We start from the raw sequence: 20,796 nt of genomic DNA, 5'->3' as shown, positions 1-20,796 counted from the left end.
CCCCCCCCCCCGGGCCCCGGGGGCGCGCCCCCCCCCCCCCCCCCCCCGGGGGGGCCGGGGGGGGGGCCCCCCCCCCCCCCCCCCCCATCCCCCCCTGACAGTTGGCGCCGGTAGGGTGGTTTTGTCCGCGTTGGGCGAAGCCGGGCGGCGGTTGGGTGATTGTTCGGATTGAATGGAGGCATGAGCCACGCCGAGCACGCACCCGCCGCACCGCAGACCCCCAAGGTCCCCACCGTCCGCACCCACCACGGGGATGCCTTCACCGACGACTACGAATGGCTGCGGGACAAGGACAGCCCCCAGGTCCGCGCCCACCTCGAGGCGGAGAACGCCTACGCGGAGGCAGTCACCGCCGACCAGGCACAGCTGCGCGAGGCGATCTTCAACGAGATCAAGGCACGCACCGTGGAAACCGACCTCTCGGTCCCTGCCCGCAAGCGCGGCTGGTGGTACTTCACCCGCACCCTCGAGGGCTCCCAGTACGCCATCCACTGCCGCGTTGCAGCCACCGACACCGGGGACCTGAACGCCGACTGGACCCCACCGGCCATCGAGGCCGGCGTCCCGATCGAGGGCGAGCAGGTACTGCTGGACGGCAACAAGGAGGCCGAGGGCAAGCCCTTCTTCTCCCTGGGCGGGATGGCCGTCACCGAGGACGGGAACCTGCTGGCCTACGCCCAGGACAACGCCGGCGACGAGCGCTTCACCCTGCGCATCAAGGACCTGGGCACCGGCGAACTGCTTCCGGACTCCATCGAAAACGTGTTCTACGGCCTGGCGTTCTCCCCCGACGGGACCCGCGTCTTCTACACCGTGGTCGACGACTCGTGGCGCCCCCACCAGATCAAGGCACACACCCTGGGCACCGACCCGGCCACCGACATTGTGGTGTTCCAGGAGGACGACCCGGGCATGTGGCTGGGCTTCGACCTCTCCGCGGACCGCACCGAGCTGCTGATCTCCATCGGCAACTCCGAGTACTCCGAGACCCTGACCCTTGACCTGCTCGATCCCCATGCGGTCCCGGTCATGCTCATCTCCCGGGAGCACCGCATCCTGCACTCGGCCGATCCGCTCACGCTCGACGGGCAGCGGGCCTACGTTATCACCCACGACCGCGACGCCCTGAACAACATGGTCTCGCTGCTGCGCACCGACCAGTTGGCCCTGCCCTTCGCGCAGCAGCGCTGGGAGACCGTGCTCGAGCACCGCGACACCGTCAAGGTCGAGGGCACCGCCGCCACCGCCACCCACTTGGTCGTTTCGGTGCGCAAGGACACCACCGAACGCGTCGTGGTCCTGCCGCTGGAGGGCCTGGGCACCGCGGCCCAGCAACCGGCCGTGGAACCCGCCTTCGACGAGGAGCTCTACACCTGCTCGCTGGCCAATGCGGAACTCGAAGCACCCATGATCCGGCTGTCCTACACCTCGGACTTCACCCCGGCGCGCGTCTACGACTACACCCTGGCCGACGGCACCCTGTCGCTGCGCAAGCAAACCCAGGTCAACGACTACGACCCGTCCAAGTACCGCGCCACCCGCGAATGGGCCACAGCGGCGGACGGCACCAAGATCCCGCTGACCATCCTGCGCCGGGCCGATATCTCCAACGAAACCCCCAACCCGGTGCTGGTCTACGGCTACGGCAGCTATGAGATGTCCATGGACCCCGGCTTCGGCATCCCCAGGCTCTCGCTGCTGGACCGCGGGGTCGTGTTCGTCATCGCCCACGTGCGCGGCGGCGGCGAGCTGGGCCGGTCCTGGTACCTGGAGGGCAAGAAGCTGGCCAAGAAGAACACCTTCACCGACTTCGTGGACGCCACCAAGCACCTGCTGGACACCGGCTGGGCCGACCCGAAGCGCATCGTGGCCCTGGGCGGTTCGGCGGGTGGCCTGCTCATGGGTGCTGTGGCCAACCTGGCCCCGCAGCTCTACGCCGGCATCATCGCCCAGGTCCCGTTCGTCGATGCGCTGACCTCCATCCTGGACCCGGACCTTCCGCTCTCGGCCCTGGAATGGGAGGAGTGGGGAAACCCCATCGAGGATGCCGACGTCTACGAGTACATGAAGTCCTACAGCCCGTACGAGAACGTCGCGGCCCTGCCCTACCCGAAGATCGCCGCCGTCACCTCGCTGAACGACACCCGCGTTCTCTACGTCGAACCGGCCAAGTGGGTAGCGAAGCTGCGCGAGGAGACCACCGGCACCGCGCCCATCGTGATGAAGATCGAAATGGACGGCGGACACGGTGGGGCCTCGGGCCGCTACGAGGGCTGGAAGACCCGCGCCTGGGACTACGCCTTCGCCCTCGACACCCTGGGCCTGAACTTCGAAGGCGCATGAACACACCGGAGATAACCAGCGCCCGCAGCGCGGGGTTCGCCACGAACACCGCGTTCCGGGCGCTGCTCACCGCGGCTTCCGACGCCACCGGCGCGGACCTCGACGCCCTGATCGACGAGATCAAGGACCGGGAGCTGCTGGTCGCCGTCGACGAACACGGCGTCCCGACGGCGCTGGCCGCGTACCGGCGCCTGGATCGGCACGCAGTGGAAATCGAATACCTCGCCGTCGCCCCGCAGCAGCGGCGCAGCGGGGTGGCAACCGCACTGGTGCACCGGGTCCGGGAGATTTCGGCCGCCATGGTCGTGGCGCGCACCGACGAGGACGCCATCGGCTTTTACCGGGCCATCGGCTTTCACTGCACCGACACCCCGCCCGACCCCCGCCGGCCCGGTCGCCGCCGCCACCTTTGCGTGCTGCCCCACCCGCCGCTGGTGCGGGACCCGGAACCCGATGACGGAAACGTCGAGTGGATCCGGGGGAAGCCCTCCCCCGCGCCGGTGTTGGTTCTCCCGCCGTCACCGACCTGGCCGCAGGACTTCGCTGCACTCGCCGGGGTGATCCGGCGCGCCCTCGGGGACCGTGCGCTGGCCATTGAGCACCTGGGATCCACTTCGGTGCCGGGACTTCCCGCCAAACCGATCATCGACGTGGTGCTGACGGTTCAGGATCCGGACGGGGAATCGGAATATGTGCCGCTGCTTGAGGCGGCGGGATTCATTTTCCGCCTGCGCGAGCCCGGCTGGTACCGCCACCGGCTCCTGGTGTCCGGCCCCGGTGCGGCCCTTCCGGCCGCCAATGTCCACGTCCTGGCCCCGGGCTGCCCGGAGACCGCCCGGATGGTTGCATTCCGCGACTGGCTGCGCACGCACGAGGCCGACCGCGCCGCCTATGCCCTCATCAAGCGGGCCACTGCAGCGGCAACAAATGAACGCGGCGGCGGCGCCGGGCTGGTCATGGACTACAACAAGGCCAAGGAACCGTTCATCCGCGCCCTCTACGCCCGGATCCACCAGATCCCGGCCGTAAGCGGACCCGACCGGCCCACGCCAAGACCGGACAGGTAGTGGCTCTCCGGGGACGGGACCGCGGACTCGGTTGCATGCAGGTGCGGCGCCGCTTCACGGACCCGGCGACACTACCCTTCCTGGTGCTGCAGCTTGTGCGAGGTTTCGATGCTCGGCTTCATCGCCAGCAACGTTGCAACCACGGCGATTCCGCCTCCGATCCAGGCCGTGAGTGCCGGGACATTGGCCCCGGCAAAGGACCCCAGCCCGGGCAGGATGATGGCCACCATGGCCGCCAGCAGCTGCCCCACCTCGATCCCGTACAGGTTTGGCCCGCCCAGATTGACCATGCCGACGGCAAACAACAGCGCCCCGGTGGTGATCAACAGCGGCACGGAATTCCCGATGCCCTCGGACCACAAGGGTGTCAATGCCATGACCAGGCCCACGACAACCACGGCCCAGTCTTCCCAGCGCCTCCACCTACGCATCTACGCTCAACTCCTTCGGCACGATGGATTCATTCCATTTCCCAGTCTCGCCCCGGCCCCCTGGCTGCGTGTAGGGGCTTTCGTCCCGCGACACCGAGGGAAGGGGGTTGGACGCCTGCGGCCGATTTGCCGAAACATGGCGACGACATGTCCCGCGGAAACTCGGGAATCCCGCCCTCCCGTCTTGACTTATCTCACATTTCAGGATTACCTAATGATCGTTCGGTAAATAACTGAGAGGTCCTTCATGAGCGACACTGGCGTCGATGCACCGCTGATGCATCCCATCCTGAAAAACGATTATGCGGCCAAATGGTTGGGCATCGAGGTGCTGAAGGTTGCCGACGGGCACGCCACCATCTCCATGGAGTTGCGCCAGGAAATGCTCAACGGATTCGGCATCGCCCACGGCGGAATGATCTTCGCCCTCGCCGACACCGCGTTCGCCATGTCATGCAACCCGCACACCGGTTCCTCGGACACCATCACCGTGGCTTCCGGTGTCGACATCAACTTCCTCAAGCCCGGCATCCCCGGCCGGATCCTGACTGCCGTGGCCAACCGCCGCCAGAAATCCGGGCGCAGCGGCATTTACGACATCCAGATCCTCCAGTCCGTCCCCGGCGCAGAGGACGAGGTGCTGGCCGAATTCCGTGGCCGCTCCCGCACCATCCCCAAGCGCACCTGAGAACGTTTCATCTCTCCCTACCAACCCGCAATCGCACGTAAGGCCACATCATGACCCAGACTTCCACCCGGATCGAACTGCCCAACCCGTTGGATCCCGAAGAAACCATGAGCCGCGACCAGATCGAATCGATCCAACTCGCGCGCCTGCAGGAAACGTTGGCCTACGCGTACGACAGGGTGCCGCTGTACAAGGAAAAGTACGACGGCGCGGGCGTTCACCCGAGCGACCTGAAGGAACTGGCCGACCTGGCCAAGTTCCCGTTCACCGAGAAGGAAGACCTGCGCAAGACCTACCCCTTTGGCATGTTCGCCGTGCCGCAGCACGAGGTCGCCCGCATCCACGCTTCCTCCGGCACCACCGGCCGGGCCACCGTGGTCGGCTACACCCAGCAGGACCTGGACGACTGGGCCAAGATGGGCGCGCGCTGCCTGCGCCTCTCGGGTGTGAAGCCGGGCTGGAAGGTCCACAACGCCTACGGCTACGGGTTGTTCACCGGCGGCCTGGGGGCACATGCCGCCGCCGAGCGCCTCGGCACCACCGTGATCCCGATGTCCGGCGGCCAGACCGAGAAGCAGATCACCATGATCAACGACTTCGAGCCGGACGCGATCCTGTGCACCCCGACCTATTTGTTGACCATTGGCGATGCCATGCAGCGTCAGGGCTTGGATCCGCGCAAGACCTCGCTAAAGACCGCGGTACTCGGGGCCGAGCCGTGGACCGAGGAAATGCGTCACGAGCTCGAGGTCATGTTCAACATCGATGCCTGCGACATCTACGGCCTCTCCGAAGTCATGGGCCCGGGAGTGGCCGGGGAATCCAACGAGACCAAGGACGGAAGCCACATCTGGGAGGACCACTTCCGCCCGGAGATCATCGACGCCTTCGACGAGACCAAGGTGCTGGGCGACGGGGAGCACGGTGAGCTGGTGTTCACCTCGCTGACCAAGCAGGCGCTGCCGATCATCCGCTACCGCACCCACGACCTCACCCGCCTGTTGCCCGGCACCGCGCGGCCGGGTCACCGCCGCATGGGCCGGATCACCGGGCGCAGCGACGATATGATCATCCTGCGCGGGGTCAACCTCTTCCCGTCCCAGATCGAGGAGATCGCCCTGCGCATCGATGGGCTGTCCCCGCACTTCCAGCTGGAGATCACCCGTCCCGGGCGCATGGACCAGCTCGCAGTGAAGATAGAACGCCGCGAGGACTGCACCTCCGACCGTGCCGAGGCCGCCGGCAAGGAGCTCGCCCAGCAAATCAAGATCCACGTCGGGTCCTCCTGCGCCATCCAGGTCGTTGACCCGGGCACGCTCGCCCGCTCCTCGGGCAAGCTGCGCCGCATCTACGACCTGCGCAACAAGTAGGCCGCCATGGTGATGGGGACGGGAGCGCGACACCGCGCTCCCGTCACCGTCACCGTCTTCCCGCCACCGATTTCCGGACCGACCGTTCGTGAGAGAATGAGGAATCATGACTGCCAGCATTGCAAACTCCTCACCGATCAAGCGTGGACGCCCCGGATACGACCAGGACTCCGTCCTGTCCATAGCGGTGGAAGTCTTCAACAAGCACGGCTACGACGCGACGTCGATGGGCAAGCTCGCGGAAAACCTGGGTATCAGCAAGTCCGCCATTTACCACCACGTCCCCTCCAAGGGCGATTTGCTGCGTCTGGCCCTTGACGAGGCGTTGGTGCCCCTCGAGGCCATCGCCGAGGACGAACGTGCAGGCGTGGGCACCGCCGAGGAGCGACTGAAGTTCTTCCTCCGCTCCACGATCCGCGTCCTGGTCAAGCGCCAGCAATACGTGACCCTGCTGCTGCGGTTGCGCGGCAACACCGAGATCGAGCGCGACGCGCTGCAGCGCCGCCGTGCCGTGGACCGCCGGGTCTCGGACCTCGTGGTCGAGGCCCAACGAGAGGGCTCCTTGCGCGACGACATCGATCCGCGCACCACCACTCGCCTGCTGTTCGGCACCATCAACTCGCTGGTCGAGTGGTTCCGGGAAGACGGAAACGTCACGGCCGAACAGGTCGAAGAGCATGCCATCACCATGATGTTCGATGGGTTACACAAGGCCGACCGGTAGCCGCGCGCACAGCAAGACACGCTACGATCGATAGCTGAGGCATCGGACCGCCCCCATCGTTTTTCTTTGTGAATAGGCAGTATTCTTCGTGGACGAACTTTTCTATAATCTCTTCACCCAAGCCCCCGGAACGGATTCCGGAACCCAGGTGGCACTCTTTTCAGCTTCAGCGCTGCTCAGCTGCATTGCCATGGTGCTGTTGGCCCGGCGCAACGACCTGGGCTGGTGGGCCCAGATCCTGGCGGTCTTTGCCGGCCCCCTGGTCATCGCCCTGCAGTTCGAGGCTTCCATGCTCCTGTACGCGGTGCCTGCACTGCTGGCCGCGGCCTTTGGACTGTGGCGCTTCTCCCGCTTTGAAAACGCCGGCCGTTTTGGCCGCAAGGTGATCCAACGTGGCTTCAGCGTCAAGTCGTTGCTGATCGGCGCATTGCTCGTTGTGGTTTTCACTGCCTTGCGGATGGGCCGCATGCTGACATCCGGCTTCATCTTCACCGACGGCACGGCATCCTTGTGGATTTCCTTTGCCGCCGAGTCCGCCCTGGTCGTGGCCCTCATCGGCATTGCGTGCGGGTACCGCTGGGCATGGTTGGCCAGCACGGTCTCGGCAATTGTTTACGTCGCCCTGCTTTTCAACACGAACCCCGCCTTGGCCCTGCTCGGCGTCACGGTCTTCCAGGCCCTGGCCGGCTTCTACGGCTGGTTTGCCTGGCGAAACCTCCCCGGCGAACGGTCCATCAACGCCGACGAGCCGTCGAACGCGAAGTATCCGCCCAGCCCCTACGCGGCATAGTCGGAGCCAGGCTCCGCTACGTGTGGCAATGGCCCGGAACCCTCTTGGTTCCGGGCCATTGCCGTCTCCATGCCGTGGCCGTCTCCTAGGCGCGGATCTGCAGCGGCATCGCAGGCGCGGGGTCGTCGGTGAGCAGCCTGGCGCACGTCTGGACGTCGAAGCGCTCCGGCCTGCCGAATTCGTCGAGGTACAGCAATTTCGCCCGCTCCAGGCCCTCCACCTTGAACCCGGCCTTCCTGGCCACCGCAGCCGAAGCCGGGTTGTTCATCCTGTAGGCCAACTCGAGCCGAAAGAGGCCAAGCGTTCCAAAACAGTGCACGGCCATTGCGGCTGTGGCGCGCGATGCCAATCCGGCGCCACGTGCCTCGGATGCGACCCAATAGGAGATCCACGCCGTCTCGTGGCGGCGGTCAATGGCCGTAGCCATGACATGTCCCACCGCCAGGCCGTTCACGTCAATGGCGAATGCCAGCACCTGATCGTTCTCGCAGTCGATCCACGGCGCCACCCACCTCCGAGCCGCCGCCGCGGAATTCACCGGTTCCCCGGCCTGGGCCGCCATGTCGTCGACCCCAAAGGCCGCCATAATTGACTCAATGTCCTCTTCCGAGTCGGTCCACGGCCGCAGGAAGGCTGTCGAATGGGAATCGGGTTTCGGGCTCATGCACCTACCCTAGGCCCAGTGGATCCAGTCCGGGTTCGGCCGTTTCAGCCCATCGGACCCAGCCGCGACGCATGCCGCCGGGGATTGGGCGAAAAACAAGTCATTGTGATCAACAACCCAATGTGACAGATGCGTTTCGTTGCATTCTGCGGGCAAGTGGCGGACATCATGTACATTTGCTGGAACTTGAGATCTCGTTCGACCACGGCGCGGCACAAAGACGTGCCCGCTTAGCAACACAAGTCCCGTATGCCACGGTGACCACAAGGAGCAACTGCCATGAGCGCCCAAACACTAGAAGCACTCCCCGATGCCCAGGCCACGAACAAGAAGTCGGCCGGGCACATCATTGTCGACACCCTGGTCGCCCACGGCGTGGAACGCACCTATGTGATCCCCGGGGAAAGCTACCTTGATGTACTGGACGGACTGCACCACTCCCCCATCGAGACCGTCGTCTGCCGCCACGAAGGCGGAGCCGCATACATGGCCGAGGCCGACGGCAAGATGCACCAGCGTCCGGGCATCGCCATGGTCACCCGCGGACCCGGTGCCGCCAACGCACACGTGGGCCTGCACACCGCCTGGCAGGACTCGACCCCGATGGTGCTCTTCGTGGGCCTGATCCCCTTTGCCCACCGTGACCGCGAAGCCTTCCAGGAATTCGACATCAAGGGCTGGTTCGACACCGGCGCCAAACGCGTCATGGTCCTTGACCACGCAGAGCGCGCCTCGGAGATCGTCGCCGAAGCCATGTTCGCCGCCATGAGCGGTCGTCCCGGTCCAGTGGTTGTCGGGCTTCCCGAAGACATCATCCGTGAAATGGTCGAGCCCACCCTCCACCCGGTCATCCCCGTGGCCACCGGAGGCATGACGGTGACCGACTGGAAAGAACTCAAGTCGGCACTCGAGGAATCCTCCAAGCCGCTGTTCGTGCTCGGCGGCAACGACTGGACCCAGGAGGGTTCCACCGCCCTGACCGCTTGGCTGGAAGAGCACCACCTGCCGGCCGCCGTTGAGTGGCGCTGCGAGGGCAACATTCCCTTTAGCTCCCCGTCCTACGTCGGGCCCATCGGCTACGGACGTCCCAAGCCCACCTATGACCTGCTCGAGGAAACCGACCTGCTGATCTTCGTCGGCACCGTCCCGGGAGACGTGATCACCGATGGCTTCCTGGTGCGCCAGGACTGGACCAAGAAAAACTTCCTGGTCACCATCGACCCGTCCCTGCGCGGCCGCTCGGGCCCGGTGTCCCACCAAATCGTGTCCAAGCCCGATGTCTTCGTCCGGGACCTGGTCATGATGGACTTCGCCGGCAAGCCGGAATGGAAGTCCTTCACCGATCGCATGCGGGCCGAGCAGGAAAATTTTGCAGCGTTGCCCGCCGCCACACCGTCCGAAGGCCCTGCCCGCATGGACACCATGATGGCCAACCTGGTGGCGGGCTTGCCGCAGGACGCCATGATCACCCTTGGCGCCGGCGAGCACACCAACTGGGCACACCGCTACTTCCCCACCGAGGACTACGCCTCGATGATTTCGGCACGCAACGGATCCATGGGCTACTCGGTGCCATCGGCCATTGCCGCATCTCTGAACTTCCCGGGCCGCCGCGTGGTCACCATTGCGGGCGACGGGGAGTTCCTGATGAACGGCCAGGAGCTGGCCACCGCCGCGCAGTACGGTGCCACCCCGCTGGTCATCGTGATGGACAACCAGGAATACGGAACCATCCGCACGCACCAGGAACGCCACTACCCCGAACGCATCTCGGGCACCCAGCTCAAAAACCCGGACTTCGCGCTCATGGCCCAGGCCTTTGGCGGATTCGGTGTGCGGGTCGAAAACGACAGCGACATCCCGGCTGCACTCGAGGCCGCACTGACGGCCATTGACGAGAAGGGCCAGTTCGCCCTGATCCACCTGATCGTGGAACAGCGCGTCAAGGCCTACTAAGCCGGCTTCGCGTCTCATCAGCGGAGGCCCGTTTCCCCCCTCGGGTCGGAAACGGGCCTCCGCTGTCTTCGATGGCGAGGCTCATGGCAGGGTGTTTTCCGGACGGGGCCCATGAAGCGCATCGAGCAGGAAAGCAGCCCAGTGCCCATAGCCTGCCACCGAGGGATGGAAGCGGTCGGCGGCAAAGAAGGCCTCCCCCAGCGGCGGATCGTCGGCGAAAGACACAAAGGCCAAGCCCAATTCGGCACATACCTGCGCCGACGCCGCGTCCAGGCGGCCGGCCCGGCGTTCAAGGAATGCGTTCAACGGCACCGGCAGCGCGGGAAAATACCTGAAGGGCGGCACTCCCGCGACGACGATTTCCCTGTGCCTGCCCGAATCCACGAAGACCTCAAGGATCCTGCGCAGGTCCCGGCGCCAGTGTGCGGAACTTCTCCCGGCCATGGCGTCATTGGCACCGGCAACCAACACCACAACGTCCGGGTCAGGTTGCCGAACCAGCTCCAGGAGTTCGCTGCCGATTCGTTCCAAGGTGGCACCGTTGGCGCCCTGGGCCTCCCAAGCCACCGGCAAGCGACGGCGGTCCGAAAGCCCCACGGCCAGCTGACCGGTCAGCGCGAGTGCGTGCGTCGGGGCACCGGTCCCGGCAACGGTGGATTCCCCGATGACCAGCAGACGACAGGGTTCCCCGCCGGTGCCGTGCACATCAACAATGCCATTGTTGGGACCAATCGCCCCTTGAAGGCCAGGCAGGTTCTTCACGATCCGGCGTCCTTGGAACAACGAAGGTCCGGCCTGGACCAGGTTCAGCCATCCGCGCCAAAACCAGTCGCCTCCACCACAGGTGCTCATTACACGGCCCGTCTCGCGCCGTGCATCGTCCGGCCCGTTCACCCAGTGCCTCGCGATATCCGGCGGTTCCCCCATGCTTCAGGTTCGGCCTTCGATGTGCCACTGTCAAGGCGTAAAAATGCATCGTCACACCTGGCGCTGATGCCGGGCGTGGAGATCCCACGATGGGCGTCCCGGTGCCAAGTGGGGAATGATTGCTCCCGGTTCGACCCAGTCGATTCACCCTTCTCATTTGGGTCTCATCATTCTCAGCCATACTAGTGGGCATGGGATTGGGAAAAACTGGCAAGATCGTGGCCTGGCTGGCGGTGTTCTTGACCTTGGGGCTGGGGACCTATGTGGTGGCGCTGGGACTCATTGCTCCCCCTGCTGTGAATCTGGGCCCGGCAATCACCGTCGAGGAGGGTCCGACACCGTCCAACCCGTCGCCTTCGTCCGTGACCCCCACTCCCGAGCCGAAGCCAACCGCTCCCTCACGCACCCAATCGTCAAAGCCCCCGGCCAAGCCCTCCGTCAAACCTTCCCCGAAGCCCCCGGTCCTGCCCAGCAAGTCGGCACCCGTCAAGCCGCTTCCCCCGTCCTCTGTGGACGACGATGATGACGATGACGATGACGATGACTTCGAAGAGTCGGATGACGACGATGACTAGGATCACCCGACTTGCCCGGCGACTGGCAAGGTCCTTCGCCAGCACACGCGTTGCCCGGCGAGGGTTCTCCGTGCGCACCCGCGTGCTTGCGGGCATGCTTGGACTGATCACCTTGGCATTCGCCGTCACCGGAACCGTGGTCTATCTCCTGCAGGTTCGCACCATGGACGCCCGCATCGACGACTCGCTCAAGCGCAGCGTCCAGGAATTCCAGGTACTGGCCGCCCGCAGTTCCGAATCGGCAACCGCTTCCGCACCGCTCACGGCCGAGGGCCTGCTGTACACCGCCATGCAGCAGACCCTGCCGGCCAAGCACGAGGGCATGCTGAGCATGGTCAACGACGAAGTGCGGTGGACCGCCCCCGAGATCGTCCAGCTGCGGCCGGAAAACGACCCGGAGTTCATCGCCTGGGCGGTGAACTCCGCCCCGGACGAACGGGTCATGCTCCAAACGGTGCCCACAGCCAAGGCCACCTATCGCGTGGTGAGCATTCCGCTGACCCTCGCCCAGCCCCAACCACCTGCCCACCTGTTCCTTGCCTACGACTACACCGCCGAGCGGCAGGCCCTGAATCGCGGCTTCCTCATGTATGTGGCGGTCGGCCTCGTCATCTTGCTGGTGGCCGGGGCGGCCGGATGGTTGCTGGTGGGCAGGTTCCTGCGCCCCGTGGCCCTGCTGCGCGACACCGCCCGAAAGATTTCCGAATCTGACCTGTCCCAGCGCATCGAAGTGGTCGGACGCGACGACCTCGCCGAGCTGACGATGACGGTCAACGCCATGCTGGACCGCGTGGAGAACGCCATGGTTTCCCAGCGCCAGCTCCTTGACGACGTGGGCCACGAGCTCAGGACGCCGGTGACCATCGTGCAGGGGCACCTTGAGCTCATGGACCCCTTGGATCCAGAAGACGTCAACCAGTCACGGGACATCGCGCTGGCGGAACTGGACCGAATGTCCTTCCTCATCAATGACCTGGTCACCCTTGCGAACTCCAACAGAGTCGACTTCGTCCAGCGTGCCGCGACGAACATCGGCACCCTGCTCGACGACTTGTTGGACAAGGCGCGTACGCTCGGCGACCGTGTCTGGAGGATCGGCCACAGGGTCGAGGCCACTGCCGATGTCGATCCACAGCGCATCACCCAGGCGATGCTGCAATTGTGCTCCAACGCCGTCAAGTTTTCCGCCGACGGGTCCACAATTACCATGGGAACCAACATCACGACGGACTCCGGCAACGAGGTCCTGCGCTTCTGGGTCCGCGACGAGGGAGTCGGAATCGCTGTGGCGGACCAGGAACGAATTTTCGAGCGCTTTGGCCGTGGCCACAATTCAAAACGCACCGAGGGCTCCGGGCTGGGACTGAACATCGTCTCGGCGATTGCCGGAGCACACGGAGGAAGCATCGGTGTCAGCTCCGATGTGGGCGTTGGCTCGACCTTCGTCATTGAAATCCCCATTGCCCCGGAGAAAGAAGAAGATGAGCCGAATACTGATCATTGAGGACGAGGACCGCATCAGTTCCTTTGTCGCCAAGGGGCTCAAGGCCGCTGGCTTCGCCCCGACCGTCGCCGACACGGGCAAGGAAGGCGGGTACCTTGCCCAGACCGGAGACTTCGAGCTGATCGTCTTGGATCTTGGATTGCCCGACGAGGACGGTTTCTCGGTTCTTGCGCGCATCCGCTCCACCAACGTCGATACCCCCGTCATCATTCTCACGGCGCGTTCGAGCATCGACGACACCGTTGCGGGGCTCGAAGGAGGCGCGGACGACTACATGGCCAAGCCCTTCCGGTTCGAGGAGCTCCTGGCCCGGGTGCGGCTGCGGCTGCGTCCGCAGGCGGCGGTACACGAGGAGCAGGTGATTCGAGTCGGCCCGCTGGAACTCGATTTCGGGAGCCGCCGGACGCGTCTGGACGGTCGCGAGATCGACCTATCGGCCAGGGAATTCGGGCTGGCCGAGGCCTTCATGCGAAACCCCGGGCAGGTGCTCAGCCGCGAGCAATTGCTGTCCAGGGTGTGGGGCTATGACTTCGATCCCGGGTCAAACGTCGTTGACGTGTATGTGCGCTACCTGCGCAACAAATTGGGCGCCGAATGGTTCACCACGGTGCGTGGCATGGGGTACCGCTTCGAGGACCCGTCCTGAACCGCTGCCGGGCGTCCGGGTCCTCGCACCTGATGTGACAGTTCCCACGGCCGCGGCGCCCCCTTCCGGATCCTGTTTGGAGATCAGGCGCAGTGGCGATTGTATCGGCGAGTCGCCACTCGGGGTCAGGGCCGCAACCCCGCGTGCGCAGGCGGCCAAACCGGCACAAAGCGTTCGAACACGATCTCATCTTCCTCACTCCAGGTGCGGCCGCGGGCGGTTTCGGTACGCCGCCAGTATTTGCGGTGTTCGGTCCTCCAGCTCTCCAGTGACCTGTCGTCCTCGCCTTCATCCCTGGCGAAGTCGGCATCGGCGCTGTTGAAGTCGCCGATGCGAAACTCCACGCTTTTCAGGATGACCCGAGGCGTTCCCGACCCGTCGCAGGCGATCCAATGAGATCCGATGCGCGGAAGAGACTGGCCGTCATCCAGGAACTCCCGGGCTAGCGTCGAGGTGGCTCTTTTGCGACCATGGATCACCTCGTGCAGCAGCGCGTCTGCCAGATCCGCCGAATCGCCGAAGCGTTCGACCGTGTACTCCGGGCAAAGGCGAACCCTACCCGGGTTGGCATTTGAATACTCGGCCCACATCAGGGCAGCGGCTTCCCGGTCAATGAATAGCTGACCGGCGTCTTGTGGTTTCACAGACTCAGCATGCCACGGTGGTTCCACGTACGGCACATGTCTGGCGTGGTGCAGCATCTGGAACCTGCCGAAGCGGCCGGTGCGGTGACGCACATGCGGCGGGTGCCGGTTCAGAAACCGGTACCCGCCGCGTCCGCTGGGTTCGCGTCGGTTAGCTGGCGCTGGCCGCCGAAGGGGCGGTCTGCGGAGACAAAGGTGAGACCGGGGTCTGGGCCGTAACCGGAGATACCGGAGAAACCGGAGAAACCGGAGAAACCGGAGAAACCGGGGACTGGGCCGTCACCGGCGACACCGGAGAAACCGGGGACTGGGCCGTCACCGGCGACACCGGAGAGACCGGCGACTGGGCCGTCACCGGCGACACCGGAGAGACCGGCGACTGGGCGGTAACCGGGGAAGCCGGTGTTTGGGCCGAAACCGGCGACGCTGCCGACTGTGCAGATGCGGCAGTTTGCGCGGAGACTTCGGCCGCAGCTGCGACCCGCTCTACCGAGGAGGAAGTCTGCTGCGATGCGCGCTCCTGCACCACGACCGATTCGTTGACGGCGACGGCAGGCTGGGCTACTGCGACACCGGCTCCAAGGGCAACTACGCCAAGAGCTCCGTTGATTGACCAAAATGTACGTGTCTTCTTCATGGTTCCGAACCTTCCGTTCATTGTTCAGCTGGTTGCTTGATTCCAGCATGACCTTTGAATGTGAGCCGTAGAGGAGAAAAGAATGAGAATGTTCTCATCTTGGCCTCAGACCTTAGGGAGGATTCCACGCAACCAGCCAAAGGTCCATCATTTTGGCCCAGCGACTATCCGGTTGGCTCGGTTCTCATGGCACTCTGGGCGAGGCCTGCAAGTTCTTCCACCCGACGCAATCGATCCATCGCCGCGGAACGCCAGTCGGGGTTGGATTCGTCCCGCGCGCCGGCCACGAGTGACAGGACCACGCAAGCCGCCCGGGCATAGAGCCCTCCGGCAGACACCCCGCGGTTGCCCAGTTCCGCCTCGAAAGCCTTGGCATACCGTTCGAGATAGTCCCCGACCCGTGCGTACCGCACGTCAAGACCCGGCAGGACCGCAAGGTGTCCGATAAAACAGGCAAGGTCGTCAACAAGATATCCGGGGCCGGCCGAATCAATATCCAACAACCCGGTGATGGTCCCGTCTGTGACGAAGATGTTGGCCTCGTAGAAATCCCCATGGCTCGGTGCCAGCTCGCCGCGCCGGGAGTTTTCCAGGACGTGGGCAAGGCGCTGGATCAGGGCTGCGATGTTTTCGGCTTGGTCCGGCACCGCGGTCTGGGCCGCATGCCCATACCAGCCCAGGCGGTCCGACCAGGCCGGCCTGGCGGGAAACTCCATCAGGGACTGAGGCAGCGAGTCAAGAAGCCCGATGATCTGTTTCGGGTCCAGGGGCAGGTCCGGGGCGTGCATGAGGTCTTCGGCCAGCGGCACTCCACTTGCACGGTGAAAGGCCAGCACACCGTCCATCGGCGGACCCACCGGCGTGGGGGCCGGGACGCCTGCCTGCAGGAGGGCAAGGTGCTTGTCATACAGAAGTTGCGCATCCTTCCTCAGGACCTTGAGGAACAGTTGGTTGCCATCCCCAAAACGGGCCAGTAAAACCGCCCGACGAAGCGGACGGTAGGCCAAGGTGCGCAGCTCCTCCAGCACGCGGCCGCCACCCCACTTTTCCTCGACCAATGCCGGAGTGGTCGCCAGCCGCAATCCGGGCAGCAGCGGATCTGCAGGATGCAGCCACACGACGACGGTGCCCTGACCGCTGTCCAGCCGCACGGCACCTTCCGGGACCTTCTCCAGTTTTTCCGCGGTGGCGCCAAGGTATAGGGTCGTCGATCCGTTGCTGGCCTCGAAGACTCCCGAGACCCCGGCGCCGGGCCGATGGTGCAACTCCGCCAAGGAAACCTTGGCATGCTCAAGGCCCATCGGACGGACGACATCGGCCAGGATGTCTGTCAGTTCGGCCGATTCGAAGAAGTCCAGTTGCTCCCGTTCGGTCCATGCGTCGGCATCCTGAAGCACCGGAGAATTCATCGAGCCCTCGTTCCTCATCGTCACGGCAAGTCGCGCCGGCCGGGGTCAGCGCTGACCTATTCCCTTTGCCCGCTACCTTCTCACATCCGGTGCCATGCGGGCCACGGGAAGGTCGCCACGGGCGCGTCCCTTTGCCGGTGGCGCAGAAACCGATGGCCGACCGCCCGACTCCTTGAACGGGGAGTTGGGCGGCCGGCCGTCGGTGCTTGTTCGCGTTGAGCTGCGTGCCAGGGAATGCTAGGCCCAGTTGGCGTAGGTGGTGTTTTCCTTCTCCACCAGGGTCAGCACGTCATAGGTGGCGACGATCTCGCCATCCTGGTTGTTGATGACGGCGTCCCAGGCGACTTCCCCGTACTCGTCGGTGACGCGCGGGGTGATCTTCTTGGCGGTCAGCGTGACACGGATCGAGTCCCCGTCCGGCACCGGCGTGATGAAGCGCAGGTTCTCCAGGCCGTAGTTGGCCAGGACCGGTCCCGGGGCGGGCTGGACGAAGAGTCCTGCGGCCCAGGAGACCAACAGGTAGCCGTGGGCCACGATGCCGGGGAAGAACGGGTTGGCCTCGGCCGCGGCACGATCGGTGTGTGCGTAGAAGGTGTCCCCTGTTTCGTTGGCAAACGCGGTGATTTCCTCCAGGCTGACCTTGCGCAGCGGCGAGGCAAAGGCATCGCCGATTTTCAGCTCGGCCAGCGACTTGCGGAACGGGTGGATCGCCCCCTCGACGGCGCCGAACTCGGCGTCTCCGGCAATGACTCGGTCGGCTCCCGTGTGCCATATGCCGGTGACTGCCGTGAGCATGTTCGGAGAGCCCTGGATGGCTGTGCGCTGCATGTGGTGCATGACCGAGCGGATGCCGCCGAGTTCCTCGCCACCGCCGGCGCGGCCGGGGCCGCCGTGCACCAAGTGCGGAACCGGGGATCCGTGGCCGGTGGAGCTGCGCGCCGTCTCGCGGTTGAGCATGTGGACACGGCCGTGGTGCGAGGCGATGCCGGTGGTGAGGACGCGCGCGGTGTCGGGGTCATTGGTGCATACGGTGGCCACCAGGGACCCGGAGCCCTTGGCGGCGAGGCGTACGGCGTCGCCCAGGTCGGAGTAGCCGATCACCGAGGACACCGGACCAAAGGCCTCGCGGCTGTGCACCGACTCGTTCTCCACGTCGTCCCAGGTGAGCAGCAGCGGGGACATGAAGGCCCCCGCATCGACGGTTCTCTCTTCGCCCTCGGTGGTGCGCACCACCGGTGCATCCAGGGTTCCGTAGGCGATTTCGCCGCCGGCGGCAATCATGTCCTCGACCGCGGCGCGCACGTCGCGCAACTGCTCCAGGGACGCCAGGGCTCCCATGGTGACGCCTTCGGCGCGCGGGTCGCCGATGACCACACGCTCATCGATGCGCTCGCCCACGCCCTTGACCACGTCGGCAACGAGGGTGGCGGGCACGATGTTGCGCCGGATGGCGGTGCACTTCTGGCCCGCCTTGGAAGTCATCTCCGTGGTGACTGCCTTGACGAAGGCGTCGAATTCCGGGGTGCCGACCACTGCGTCGGGACCGAGGATGGCGGCGTTGAGCGAGTCGGTTTCAGCGGTGAAGCGCACGCCGCCCTCGATAACGTTCTTGTGGGATTTCAGCGAGAATGCAGTGGAGGCCGATCCGGTGAAGGACAACATGTCGCGGTAGTCCAGCACGTCCAACAGCGTGCGGGCCGAGCCGGAGATCAGCTGGATGGACCCCTCGGGCAGGATGCCGGATTCGACCATCAGGCGCACCATGGCCTCCGCTACGTAGCCGGTGGGGGTGGCGGGCTTGGCGATGGTCGGGACACCGGCGATGAAGGCGGGCGCGAACTTCTCCAGCATTCCCCAAACCGGGAAGTTGAAGGCATTGATCTGTGCTGCAACACCGGGAATGCGGGTGTAGATGTGTTCGCCGGCAAAGGAACCGTCGCGCGAAAGGACCTCCATGGTCCCGTCGGTGATGACATTGGAGTTCGGCAATTCGCGCCGGCCCTTGGAGGAGAAGGTGAACAGCACGCCGATGCCGCCGTCGATGTCCACCATCGAGTCGATCTTGGTCGCACCGGTTTGGTAGGAGATTTCGTAAAGCACTTCGCGGCGGTCATTGAGGAACTGTGCCAGTTCCTTGAGCTTGAGGGCGCGCTCATGCAAGGTGAGCTTGCCCAGTTCGGCCTGGCCGACGGTGCGTCCATACTCAACGACCTTGGCCAGATCCATCCCGTCGCTGTTGACCGTGGCCAGGGGCGCTCCGGTGTTGGCATCCAACACGGGGGTACCCCCAACCGGCTCGGACGGGGTCCACCAAGAGTTTTGAATGAAGCTCGGAACGAGTGGAGCCATGGGAGTAGTCGTCATCGACAAGGTCCTTCCTGAACGATCGGTCAGTATTAGCAACCACAGTACAGTATGGGGAAGAGCACCACGAGTCTCGGGCGCCAAACAAGCCCGCTAAACAGGAGATTGACATCCATGAGCGCAGAGCGCCCGACCGCCCCTACCCCTGAAGCGTCGATTGGCGGAGTGTGGCAGATTGCCCTCGGCGAGTTGGATATCAAGATGGGCATCAAGATCCTCGAGGAGTCGGTCGAGAAGGTCGTGGCAACCATGCCGGTGGAGGGAAACCGCCAATCATTCGGCCTGCTACACGGAGGGGCGTCCCTGGCCGTAGGCGAGGCGGTGGGTTCCTGGGCAGCCGTCAAGCACGCCTCAACCATGGGCAAGTCCGCAGTGGGCGTGGACGTTTCGGCGACGCACCACAAGGGGGCCCGCAGCGGCTTGATCACGATCACCGCGACCCCGATCAGCCTGGGCCGCCGCGTGGCCAGCCACCAGGTTGTGATCGAGAACGAAGCCGGCGAGCGCCTCTGCACCCTGCGGATCACCAACCTGATGATCGACATCAGGACGTAAGCCCGCACAACCGGGCTAGCGATCGCAGCTGGACGCCTCCGTTCCCGTCAGCGAATGGGCCGGCCCGCTCATCGAAATGTCCCCGCTTTACCCGCGGGCGGAGGTCCTGGGGGGGGTCGGGCTGTTGACCATGCCCTGGCCGGCGCTATCACCCGGACAGCCTGGGCCGGGACACCGCGCCGACTGTCCACGTGGTCAGAGCTTTCGCGAGCAAAAACAAATGAGGCACGCGCCCCATTCCGCGAGCATTAACCCTGAGGCAACACGAGTGATTGACAACTATCAATGGCTATGGTGTGCTTGAGGACCAACGCCAGTAACTACCTGAGGAGGGATCCGATGAGTGTCCTGACCATGACCCCGGAACCACACTTTCCTTCCCACAGGAGTTACTCCAGCAATGAAGAATTACGTAGACAGCAGTTTTCCAGACACCTTTGAACCACGCCACGTCGGTAGCCGGACCAGCCGCGCTGACCGCGGCGAGGACTGGAACTACCTCGACGACCAACTCACCGAATCCCAACGTTGGTCAACCTGGCCGGCAACCGAGAAATTGATGCGCGGCCCCCTGCCCTACCCCGAGTTCGTCATAGAGGATGCCGGTGCCATCGACACTGAACTCGGCGTCCTCAAGACCGGCAAGGAAGCAGATGTCTTCCTGATCGAACGGGCCACCGCCGACCAACGATCCTTGTTGGCTGCCAAACGCTATCGATCACCGGATCAGCGAACCTTCAATCGGTCCTCGACCTACACCCAGGGCCGCAGCGTCAAGCGTTCACGCGATGCCCGTGCCCTGAAAAACGGCAGCACCTATGGGCGTCTCGTGGAGGCTTCGCGGTGGGCAAATTCAGAGTGGCAATACCTTCGTATGTGCTTTGAGGCCGGCGCTCCGGTCCCCTATCCGGTGCAGATCATGGGCACAGAGATCCTCATGGAGTTCATCGCAGATCCGGAATCCCAAGGCGCGGCAGCACCGCGGCTGCAGCATGTGCATCCAGACAAAGAACGGCTGGGCTATTACTGGGAGCAAATCGTTGGGGCCATGAAGGTTTTTGCCCAGCTGGGGTTTGCCCACGGCGACCTCTCTCCCTACAACGTCCTTGCTGCCGGCGAGAGGCTCGTGGTCATCGACCTGCCGCAATTTGTCGACCTCGCCGGGAACGAAGGCGGCGTCGGGTTCCTTCTACGGGACTGCCAGAACATCAGCGCATGGTTCCGGTCGCGGGGTCTGGATGTTGACGGCGACGAACTCCTGGCCGAGGTGATCGCAGAGGCTTGGTAGTTCCCGGCTGTCGCTCGCGTTCTCGTACCAAGGACCGTCGAGTGCAATTGGTACGTCGACTGTGCTGGTATCCGCCCGCCATGCGGGCTATGGTTGGCCCACAAACTGCTTGGGCCGCACGAACGTAACGATCAATCTCGCACCTACCTGGTGAAAGCGTGGCCACGTGGCCACTACTGGCCTTCTTAATGAATCAACTTGAGCAATTTCCAGA

19 protein-coding genes are annotated in these 20,796 nt (G+C 64.7%); 12 read left to right on the top strand and 7 right to left on the bottom strand.

Annotation, left to right across the window (positions count from 1 at the left end):
• Positions 1 to 180 precede the first annotated feature (180 nt).
• Positions 181 to 2,343, top strand: a complete 2,163-nt coding sequence (locus tag ACIPUB_RS15900) for a S9 family peptidase (RefSeq protein ID WP_407608257.1) — start codon at positions 181 to 183, stop codon at positions 2,341 to 2,343.
• On the top strand, positions 2,340 to 3,410 hold the full coding sequence (locus ACIPUB_RS15895; protein WP_407608256.1) for a GNAT family N-acetyltransferase: 1,071 nt from the start codon (positions 2,340 to 2,342) through the stop codon (positions 3,408 to 3,410). The genes ACIPUB_RS15900 and ACIPUB_RS15895 overlap by 4 nt, the downstream gene beginning before the upstream one ends.
• A 71-nt stretch (positions 3,411 to 3,481) precedes the next feature.
• On the opposite strand, the gene ACIPUB_RS15890 is transcribed toward ACIPUB_RS15895, so the two are convergent.
• A complete protein-coding gene (locus tag ACIPUB_RS15890) occupies positions 3,482 to 3,841 on the bottom strand; it encodes a hypothetical protein (protein ID WP_407608255.1) in 360 nt (119 codons plus the stop codon).
• Positions 3,842 to 4,088: 247 nt separating this feature from the next.
• On the opposite strand from ACIPUB_RS15890, the gene paaI reads away from it, so the two are divergent.
• The 4 genes from paaI (at position 4,089) to ACIPUB_RS15870 (ending at position 7,413) form a co-directional block, all read left to right on the top strand.
• Positions 4,089 to 4,529: a hydroxyphenylacetyl-CoA thioesterase PaaI gene (paaI, locus tag ACIPUB_RS15885; protein WP_407608254.1), complete on the top strand. Its 441-nt coding sequence runs from the start codon at positions 4,089 to 4,091 to the stop codon at positions 4,527 to 4,529.
• 50 nt (positions 4,530 to 4,579) lie between these two features.
• Positions 4,580 to 5,899 carry a phenylacetate--CoA ligase family protein gene (locus ACIPUB_RS15880; protein ID WP_407608253.1) on the top strand — a complete coding sequence of 440 codons (1,320 nt, stop codon included), beginning with the start codon at positions 4,580 to 4,582 and terminating at the stop codon, positions 5,897 to 5,899.
• Between the two features lie 106 nt (positions 5,900 to 6,005).
• On the top strand, positions 6,006 to 6,623 hold the full coding sequence (locus ACIPUB_RS15875; protein ID WP_407608252.1) for a TetR/AcrR family transcriptional regulator: 618 nt from the start codon (positions 6,006 to 6,008) through the stop codon (positions 6,621 to 6,623).
• An 88-nt stretch (positions 6,624 to 6,711) separates the two neighbouring features.
• Positions 6,712 to 7,413 carry a nicotinamide mononucleotide transporter gene (locus tag ACIPUB_RS15870; RefSeq protein WP_407608251.1) on the top strand — a complete coding sequence of 234 codons (702 nt, stop codon included), beginning with the start codon at positions 6,712 to 6,714 and terminating at the stop codon, positions 7,411 to 7,413.
• 85 nt (positions 7,414 to 7,498) lie between these two features.
• Here ACIPUB_RS15870 and ACIPUB_RS15865 read toward each other — a convergent pair whose 3' ends face one another.
• Positions 7,499 to 8,077, bottom strand: a complete 579-nt coding sequence (locus tag ACIPUB_RS15865) for a GNAT family N-acetyltransferase (protein ID WP_407608250.1) — start codon at positions 8,075 to 8,077, stop codon at positions 7,499 to 7,501.
• A gap of 279 nt (positions 8,078 to 8,356) precedes the next feature.
• Here ACIPUB_RS15865 and ACIPUB_RS15860 point away from each other — a divergent pair, with 279 nt between their 5' ends.
• A complete protein-coding gene (locus ACIPUB_RS15860; protein ID WP_407608249.1) occupies positions 8,357 to 10,033 on the top strand; it encodes a thiamine pyrophosphate-dependent enzyme in 1,677 nt (558 codons plus the stop codon).
• Positions 10,034 to 10,114: 81 nt separating this feature from the next.
• Here ACIPUB_RS15860 and ACIPUB_RS15855 read toward each other — a convergent pair whose 3' ends face one another.
• Entirely contained in the window at positions 10,115 to 10,795 is a 681-nt protein-coding gene (locus ACIPUB_RS15855; protein WP_407608248.1) for an SGNH/GDSL hydrolase family protein, read from the bottom strand.
• A 356-nt stretch (positions 10,796 to 11,151) separates the two neighbouring features.
• Between ACIPUB_RS15855 and ACIPUB_RS15850 the strand changes: the two genes are divergently transcribed.
• Genes ACIPUB_RS15850 through ACIPUB_RS15840 form a run of 3 tightly spaced genes read left to right on the top strand, consistent with a single transcriptional unit; the run spans position 11,152 to position 13,685 of the window.
• Positions 11,152 to 11,535, top strand: a complete 384-nt coding sequence (locus ACIPUB_RS15850; protein WP_407608247.1) for a hypothetical protein — start codon at positions 11,152 to 11,154, stop codon at positions 11,533 to 11,535.
• Positions 11,528 to 13,039, top strand: a complete 1,512-nt coding sequence (locus tag ACIPUB_RS15845) for a sensor histidine kinase (RefSeq protein ID WP_407608246.1) — start codon at positions 11,528 to 11,530, stop codon at positions 13,037 to 13,039. The genes ACIPUB_RS15850 and ACIPUB_RS15845 overlap by 8 nt, the downstream gene beginning before the upstream one ends.
• Positions 13,017 to 13,685, top strand: a complete 669-nt coding sequence (locus ACIPUB_RS15840; RefSeq protein ID WP_407608245.1) for a response regulator transcription factor — start codon at positions 13,017 to 13,019, stop codon at positions 13,683 to 13,685. Before ACIPUB_RS15845 ends, ACIPUB_RS15840 begins: the two co-directional genes overlap by 23 nt.
• A gap of 125 nt (positions 13,686 to 13,810) precedes the next feature.
• Here ACIPUB_RS15840 and ACIPUB_RS15835 read toward each other — a convergent pair whose 3' ends face one another.
• The 4 genes from ACIPUB_RS15835 to paaZ form a co-directional block, all read right to left on the bottom strand.
• On the bottom strand, positions 13,811 to 14,275 hold the full coding sequence (locus ACIPUB_RS15835) for an ASCH domain-containing protein (RefSeq protein ID WP_407608258.1): 465 nt from the start codon (positions 14,273 to 14,275) through the stop codon (positions 13,811 to 13,813).
• 205 nt (positions 14,276 to 14,480) lie between these two features.
• A complete protein-coding gene (locus tag ACIPUB_RS15830; RefSeq protein WP_407608244.1) occupies positions 14,481 to 14,966 on the bottom strand; it encodes a hypothetical protein in 486 nt (161 codons plus the stop codon).
• A 164-nt stretch (positions 14,967 to 15,130) separates the two neighbouring features.
• Complete coding sequence (locus tag ACIPUB_RS15825; protein WP_407608243.1) at positions 15,131 to 16,375, bottom strand: phosphotransferase; 1,245 nt, start codon at positions 16,373 to 16,375, stop codon at positions 15,131 to 15,133.
• A gap of 237 nt (positions 16,376 to 16,612) precedes the next feature.
• Complete coding sequence (gene paaZ / locus ACIPUB_RS15820; protein ID WP_407608242.1) at positions 16,613 to 18,739, bottom strand: phenylacetic acid degradation bifunctional protein PaaZ; 2,127 nt, start codon at positions 18,737 to 18,739, stop codon at positions 16,613 to 16,615.
• A 114-nt stretch (positions 18,740 to 18,853) separates the two neighbouring features.
• Between paaZ and ACIPUB_RS15815 the strand changes: the two genes are divergently transcribed.
• Complete coding sequence (locus ACIPUB_RS15815) at positions 18,854 to 19,294, top strand: PaaI family thioesterase (protein WP_407608241.1); 441 nt, start codon at positions 18,854 to 18,856, stop codon at positions 19,292 to 19,294.
• Positions 19,295 to 19,694: 400 nt separating this feature from the next.
• Positions 19,695 to 20,582 carry a serine protein kinase RIO gene (locus tag ACIPUB_RS15810; RefSeq protein WP_407608240.1) on the top strand — a complete coding sequence of 296 codons (888 nt, stop codon included), beginning with the start codon at positions 19,695 to 19,697 and terminating at the stop codon, positions 20,580 to 20,582.
• Positions 20,583 to 20,796 lie beyond the last annotated feature (214 nt).

This window comes from Paeniglutamicibacter sp. ORCA_105, assembly GCF_045798545.1.
GTDB lineage: Bacteria > Actinomycetota > Actinomycetes > Actinomycetales > Micrococcaceae > Paeniglutamicibacter > Paeniglutamicibacter sulfureus.
Note: the sequence above shows the minus strand (reverse complement) of the source record. Positions and strands in the feature narration are given on the sequence as shown.